The following is a 7297-nucleotide window of genomic DNA, read 5'->3' as shown; positions in this document are numbered from 1 at the left end:
CCCTACGAATCCCTCGACTCAAAAAAACTTCACCAAGCCGCCGACCGCGCCCTCGACCACTACTTCTGCCCACCCGGCTCCACCCCGCCGCCCTTCAGCCCCCGCGCCATGTACGCCGTCACCGCCGACACCAAAAACGAAGACCTTCTGGCCAACGCCTGCGAAACCCTCGCCTCAGCGAAAACCATCGCCCAGGAATTCGCCGGATTGGTCAAGCCATCCCAGCGCCGAACGCTGATGGGGATTGCGCAGTTGATCATGCTCGGCGAACTGGCGGTGAATCGGGTGCTTGATAATCTGGAGTTGCCGCAGTAGCGGGCCTTTGATGATCGTTCCCACGCTCTGCGTGGGAATGCCTCAAGGGACGCTCCGCGTTCCAGCTCTGGGGGGACGCAGAGCGTCCCGGGCTGCATTCCCACGCAGAGCGTGGGAACGATCAACGCGTAAGCAGTGAAGATTCCTGTGGGAGCGAGCCTGCTCGCGAAAGCGTCGGAGCAGTCAGCATTGCAACCGAACATTACGACAAATTCGCAGGCTGGCTCGCTCCCACAACAACCGCGCAAACAAGAGCCGGCTCGACCGCTCGTCTGAATACCGCCTGTACCTGTCAGATCTGACAGGTGTGCTTTTTTTCAAACTGGAGTGAGATGGATCCCATTCAATGCACGGCACGGCACGGCACGGCACGGCAAAATTCTCAGGGAGCGCTTCCATGGATATCCAGTCTTCGATTTTCAACGAATTGTTTGTCTTGTATCCGGTCATCATCAGGGGCTGGGTCACACCGGTGAAGCCGCAGGGCATTGCCCAAGGCGGGATTCCCAAGGTGCTTTACGATGGCGAGACGCAGGGTCTGGAATGTCTGATAGATCCGTGGACGGAAATGCAGCTCGCTTCCTGGACCATGGCCGCTGATGACCGCGTCGATCTGTACGTCAACGACAACCCTACTCCCGCAACGGGCAAGACCGTTGCCCCGGGCGAAGAACAACAGCGGGTGCGCTTGTACTTGCCCCACGGCTGGCTCAATCAGGGCGTCAATCGCCTGCATTACAAGGTCACGCGCGTAGGAGGTAACGATGAATCGTCTCGGGACACGCTAGCCCTCTACCATTTGCGTCTGCCGGAATCTCTGGATCTGATCATTCCGCCGGATGTAGAACATGAAGGCGTGGGGCCGGAGCTCGCCGCACGAGGTGTGACATTTGCGTTTACTTACACCAACCGACGCCACTTCGACTCCATCGTTTTTGCGCTCGGCGATACCACCGTGCGCTTCGACGTGCCCGACGCGCCGGCCCCGGTCAACCTGACGCTGTTCACCGATACCTTCCAGCGTGCCGGTGACAATCCGAATGCTGTGGCGGAATTCAGAGTATTTGACCAATTGGGCAATGCCGTCATGTCAGGTGAAAAGCGCGTGGACATTCACCTCGGTCGCCTTTCTCTGCTGGCACCCACCGTCCGTGGCATGAACGGCAATCAGTTCAGTCCGACCACTCCGGAAATCAGAGTCCTAGTACCGCAGGGTTCGTTACTGCCCACCGACACGTTGTGGGTGAACTGGCAAGGCGCGACGGCTGTCCCTGAAGGCTCCTACCCAAGCCCGCCTCGGCTGGTCAGTGCCGGCCTGGAGATTGCGGTGCCGCGCTCGGTGCTCGCCTACAGCCTGGGCCAACGGGTTGCAGTCAGTTATTTTATCGACCGCGACGACAAACCCGTGGAGTCGGCTGTGTTGCTGCTGGACATTCTGCCGCTGCCGGCAACCGCTTTGAACTCCCCGAAAATTGTCGAGGCCGATGCCAACAATTTTCTCGACATAACGGCGCTTGGCACCAAAAACGCAACCATTCATGCGCTGCTGCATACCTTGATTGAAGCCGAACAGCCCTGCTGGCTGCGGCTTGAGGGTAAGAAGGCTGATGGCACTGCGCATAATCTGACGATCTGGGCAGGATTACCGGCCAAGGTCAACAGCACTTGGATCAGGCAAGGCTTCTGGCCGAAGTCGCTGGCTAACAGCTATCTCGTGCAATTGGGGCATGGCACGACACTGACGCTTAAGTACCTGGTGGCGCTGGACAAGAGCAATATCGAAACGAACGCAGTGAAATTTCCGGATCGGGTTTACACGATCAAGTCTGTGGAACTGGTTGTGCCGACACTGGACAGGGTATTGGACTCGAACGGTGAGGAAGTGCTGGAAGGGGGATGGACGGTCAGCACTAGCTTAACGTTGTCGGGGACTGCGAGTAAGGGACTGAATATCGAGGTGTTCGATGATGATGGGTCGAGCACTGTTGCCAAAGGGCGAGCGACGGCCGACCCGCTGACGGGGATCTGGACACGAGAAGTGACTGTTGCTGAAGGGAAGCACCGGTTATTTGCGAGATCGTTGTATCACAGTGGAGAAGTTGATTCTGGCGCGCGGAGTTTTACTGTGGCAGCTGAAGTTGCCCCGACGATTGATTCGGTGAAAGGATTGCCAAGTAACGCCGAAATTGAGGAAGGTGGAACTACTGCAGACACTTCAGTAGCAATGCAAGGCTTGGCCTCGAAAGATCAATGGGTCGAGGTGTCTGATAAAGAAGAGTTTAGAATCAAAGTCCCGGTGAACCACGAAGGCGTTTGGAAATACAGTGAAGATCTGACCGCAGGAAATCACAGCTATAAAGTCAAGGCACTGTATGGTAGTGGAAAAGTTTCCATCCCAAGAACTCTAAAAGTTGTTCCACCGCTATTGGTCGACATATCACCCGTACATCTCTCAGGGAGAAATTACGTCGTCGACCATGCCGCGCTTGGCTGGGCATTAACTGGAAACGATTTCCCAGATACAACCGCGACCCGGGCGGCGACAGGCGGGCAAGCACCGTACACCTACAGGTCGAGCATGCCCAACGTTGTATCTGTGGACGGCAACGGCATGATTCGTTCAATCGGGAATGGTGCAGCTAAAGTGATCGTATCTGACGCTAGCGGACAACTTAAAGAAATACCTGTCGTAGTAAGCAACGTGCAAAAGGTTTTAATTGGCGGCGCCAACTTTACACACGAAGCGGCCAGTGCCTGGATCGCGCGCGTGGGGGGCAGTCCATTTCCGAGCTACTTAAGCGAGATTGCACTTCTTAATATTAAATACAGACCGCTTTACGAAGCCCGGTACTTTTGGGGATATACACTTCCTAGCAACCCTCAGGTCGAATTCACATGGGCCAAGACCAGTTTTATATCGGCATCAACAGGTGCTACGTCCCCTTTTGCTTACACAGCGGTCTGCGTGGCCAGGGCCTAAAACTACACAACGGTTCAACAAGAGAGGTTAACCACCGGTATTCGGAAAAAGGGCGGATTTATTTAACCAGTGATTTAAACAGCGAAGCGCGATCCAGGCTTCTCTTCTGATCGCGAAAGGACCGTCAGGTTTGCGCAATTCTTTGATTTAAACGAAGGTGTTTAAAGGGCACATCCAGACACGCCTTCCAGGCTACAAATTCTTGCGCCATTGCCTACAGCTACGCCAGAATCCGCCGGCTTGTGCGCCTTGGGAGCGGGTTCTATTGTGGTCCGGTCGCTGAATGTTCAGTGATCGGGTTTAGCAGCCCGGGTTATCTCTAGACGCACAAGGTCTTGCCGTTATGGCGGCTTTGCGTGGGGCACTTCGGTGCGCCGGGTTCTAGAGTCCTGGTCTGCTAACCCGCGTACAGCCGCCACCTCCTTCGTTAGCAGCGAACGGTGGCAGCTTCACCACTCTAGAGGCTTCACCCATGATCAAACCAACACCCAACCCACCCGAATCCGACCCCACCTCACCCTACGAATCCCTCGACTCAAAAAAACTTCACCAAGCCGCCGACCGCGCCCTCGACCACTACTTCTGCCCACCCGGCTCCACCCCGCCGCCCTTCAGCCCCCGCGCCATGTACGCCGTCACCGCCGACACCAAAAACGAAGACCTGCTGGCCAACGCCTGCGAAACCCTCGCCTCGGCCAAAACCATCGCCCAGGAGTTCGCCGGATTGGTCAAGCCATCGCAGCGCCGAACGCTGATGGGGATTGCGCAGTTGATCATGCTCGGGGAATTAGCGGTGAATCGGGTGCTGGATAATCTGGAGTTGCCGCAGTAGCGGGCCTTTGATGATCGTCCCCACGCTCTGCGTGGGAATGCCTCAAGGGACGCTCCGCGTTCCAGCTCTGAGGGGACGCAGAGCGTGCCGGGCTGCATTCCCACGCGGAGCGTGGGAACGATCAACGCGTAAGCAATGAAGATTCCTGTGGGAGCGAGCCTGCTCGCGAAAGCGGTTTGTCAGTCACTGTGGCTTCGACTGGCGGATTGCTTTCGCGAGCAGGCTCGCTCCCACTGTTGATGCGGTTTATTCAGTTACGGGTGCAGTGTCTGGGCTGGCGCCATCGCGAGCAGGCTCACTCCTACAAGGGGATCGGGTTAAGGCTGGAACCATTCGTGGCGTTCGTTGAAGGTTTTGATGATCGTCCCCACGCTCTGCGTGGGAATGCCTCAAGGGACGCTCCGCGTTCCAGCTCTGGTGGGGACGCAGAGCGTCCCGGGCTGCGTTCCCACGCGGAGCGTGGGAACGATCAACGCGTAAGCAATGAAGATTCCTGTGGGAGCGAGCCTGCTCGCGAAGGCGGTGGGTCAGTCACTGAGGCTTCGACTGGCGGATTGCTTTCGCGAGCAGGCTCACTCCCACACGGGGGCGGGTTACGGCTGGAACCATTCGTGGCGTTCGTTGAAGGTTTGCTGGATGAGGTCGGTGAGGGCTTTGATTTCGGGGGAGTTTTGCGAGTCGGTGTTGACGGCGAGCCACGCGTGTAGCTGCATCGGTTCGGCGAATAATCCGGGCAGTGCGGTGAGGCCACGGTCGAACCGGCTCATGTATGCCGGCAGCAAGCCGATGCACGCGCTGCAGCGAATCATCTCCAGCATCAATTCATAGGACTGCATCTGCACCACCCCAGCCAACCTCTCCTCCACCAACTCATTCCACGGCCGAAAGCTCTCAACCTGTCGGTCATGCTGCCATTGCACCAACATGAAATCAGCCAGATCTTCCGGCGTTTCCGGTCGCGCTGTCACCCGTGAATAGCGCTTGGCAATGTGCGGCAGATACGCAATCCGCGCGAGGTGTTGCGGTTCGCTAGTGGAAAAGGTCGGGCCGGGATTTGGGCATTCGCCAGGAGCAAGCCACAGGACAATGTCGGCGCTGACCGCACGCAATGCCAGTTCGCTATCCAGCGCGATAATTTCCAGGCGCAGGCTGGCGTTGCGCCGCAGCAGTGCGATGAGGTCGCGGCCGAGGATGTCGTGCAGGATCGATTCGGCGATGGCCAGACGAATCAGCGGTTGTTCGATGACCGGGAGTTTGCGTTCGTGGGCCAGGGTGATGAGTCGGGCCTGCAACTGTTGGCCTTCGCGGGTCAGGCTGAGGGCGCTGCCCTGGAAGCTGAACAGGCTGCGTTGCAGTTGCTGTTCGAGTTGCGCGAGTTGTTTGCGCAATACAGTTGAGCGCACGTTGAGGCTGCGCGCGGCTTGCATGAAGCAGCCGCAGCGAGCACTGACCAGGAAGTATTGGGCGACTTCGCTGTCGATGGTCGCGGCCTGGTTTAGCCAGGGCTCGGAGCGGGATTGCGGCGATTGATAATCAACGGTGCCCGGGCGTCCTGCGGGTTCGGTGAATGACATTGATGACTCCCTGTCGATCTTTGTAGTTGTCTTGAATGCGCCCTGGACCCCTGTGGGAGCGAGCCTGCTCGCGAAAACGTTGGCACATTCAACATCTTCGCTGACTGACCCACCGCATTCGCGAGCAGGCTCGCTCCCACAGGGGTGATTGGTGTTCGGCTGACGTCAGTGTTTTTCCTCGAGGATTTTGTTCAGTTCAGCGCCGTCGATGCTCAGGGTGGCGGTGTTGAGCATGCCGTCCAGATAGGCCTGGGCGATCTGTTCCTGGCGTTGTGCGCGCAGGGCCTGGGTCAGTTGGTCGCGCAGTTCCTCCAGCGTCGCGGTGCGGGCCGGTTGTTGTTCGGTGAGCTTGATCACGTGGAAACCGGCGGCGCTTTGCACCGGATCAGACACGGCGCCCACCTTGAGCCGCGCCACGGCGCCACGCACTTCCGGCACCAGCTGTTGCAACGGTTGCAGGCCGGTATCACCGCCCCGCTCTGCTGTGACTCGATCCTGCGAATATTGCGTAGCGAGCGCCGCAAAATCAGCCGGTGCTGATTGCGCCTTCTTGCTCAATTCAGCGGCTTGTTTGCGCACCGTTTCCACATTCGCTGCGTCACTGACGCCAAGGAAAATCTGACTGACCCGATACAGCGCCGGGGTCTGCCAATTGGCCTTGCCGGCGTCGTACGCCTGCTGCAATTCAGCTGCGCTCGGATACTCCGCCGGCACCTGACTCACCGAGCGCAAGTAATCACGAAACACGATTTGCTCAGTCGCTGCGCGAGTCTGCCGGGCGACGTCCGGACGCTGCGCCCAGCCCTGCGCATCGGCCTGTTCCAGCACGGCTTTTTCGGCCAGTCGCGCACGAATCCAGCGCTCCAGCGCCTCACGGTTACCGCGCAATTGCTCGCGGGTTTGCGCCGGGACGGTGGCCAGCAGCGCCTGCAATTCCTCTGGCGAAACCTGCTGATTGCCCAACCGCGCGACCGCTGGCCCGGCTGCAACCGCCGGCAACGGCGACGGCTGCTGGGCGGCGACCGGATCACTGCCCGGTCGCAGCACCAGCGCCACGGCCACCACCAACAACGCCAGCGCTCCGGCGCCGATCACCATGGCAGGCTTCTTCACAGCGCGACTTCCTCTGCTTCGGCGACAGCGGACTTGGCGGCTTGCACAGCAGCGGTCTGGCTGAAATCGCGCAGGTAAACGATGAATTCCTGCAACAGGCGATCCCACAACTCCAGGTTGCCGCGCAGGTGCTCGTTGCTCACCCCTGCGGCCACGACCACGTCCATTTCCATCAGCAGAAACTCGCCCTGCAACGACAACCGTGCAAACCGCCGCGTCGCGTTCCACTGCTCGGCCACGCCCTGGGGCAAGTCGCCCTGCACGCGCAGCGCACAGCTGAAGGTGAAATCAACAAAGCTGCCCTGCTCCACCGCCGGGTTGCCGAAACGCACGGCGTAGCCGATACCCTGACTGGCGCTGAGCAACTGGACGATGCCGTTCTGTTCACTCTGGTTGACGCGGTAACCGGCGGCCTGGAGGACGTCGGTCAGCGATTGCGGAGAAACGTGGGTGATCAATTGAGTCATGGCTTTCTTCCTTGCT

At 58.8% G+C, this 7297-nt stretch carries 6 protein-coding genes; 3 read left to right on the top strand and 3 right to left on the bottom strand.

Annotated elements, in window-relative coordinates; genetic code table 11:
- From CKW30_RS03370 to CKW30_RS27365, 3 genes are all read left to right on the top strand, one after another.
- A partial coding sequence (locus CKW30_RS03370) for a DUF6124 family protein (protein ID WP_095179918.1) occupies positions 1–315 on the top strand: 315 nt, incomplete at its 5' end.
- A 397-nt stretch (positions 316–712) separates the two neighbouring features.
- Positions 713–3295: a hypothetical protein gene (locus CKW30_RS03365; protein ID WP_095179916.1), complete on the top strand. Its 2583-nt coding sequence runs from the start codon at positions 713–715 to the stop codon at positions 3293–3295.
- A gap of 472 nt (positions 3296–3767) precedes the next feature.
- Positions 3768–4127, top strand: coding sequence for a DUF6124 family protein (locus CKW30_RS27365; RefSeq protein WP_095179914.1), 360 nt, complete (start codon positions 3768–3770; stop codon positions 4125–4127).
- Between the two features lie 593 nt (positions 4128–4720).
- Here CKW30_RS27365 and CKW30_RS03355 read toward each other — a convergent pair.
- From CKW30_RS03355 to CKW30_RS03345, 3 genes are all read right to left on the bottom strand, one after another.
- The gene (locus tag CKW30_RS03355) at positions 4721–5701 is read right to left on the bottom strand and encodes a LysR family transcriptional regulator (protein ID WP_095179912.1); all 981 of its coding nucleotides are present in this window, start codon (positions 5699–5701) and stop codon (positions 4721–4723) included.
- A 165-nt stretch (positions 5702–5866) separates the two neighbouring features.
- A complete protein-coding gene (locus CKW30_RS03350) occupies positions 5867–6814 on the bottom strand; it encodes a peptidylprolyl isomerase (RefSeq protein ID WP_095179911.1) in 948 nt (315 codons plus the stop codon).
- On the bottom strand, positions 6811–7281 hold the full coding sequence (locus CKW30_RS03345) for a YbjN domain-containing protein (RefSeq protein ID WP_095179909.1): 471 nt from the start codon (positions 7279–7281) through the stop codon (positions 6811–6813). Before CKW30_RS03345 ends, CKW30_RS03350 begins: the two co-directional genes overlap by 4 nt.
- Positions 7282–7297 lie beyond the last annotated feature (16 nt).

It is taken from the genome of Pseudomonas sp. Irchel 3F6 (genome assembly GCF_900187595.1).
Lineage (GTDB): Bacteria > Pseudomonadota > Gammaproteobacteria > Pseudomonadales > Pseudomonadaceae > Aquipseudomonas > Aquipseudomonas siliginis.
The sequence above is the reverse complement of the archived record's forward strand: the minus strand, read 5'-3'. Positions and strand labels throughout refer to the sequence as shown.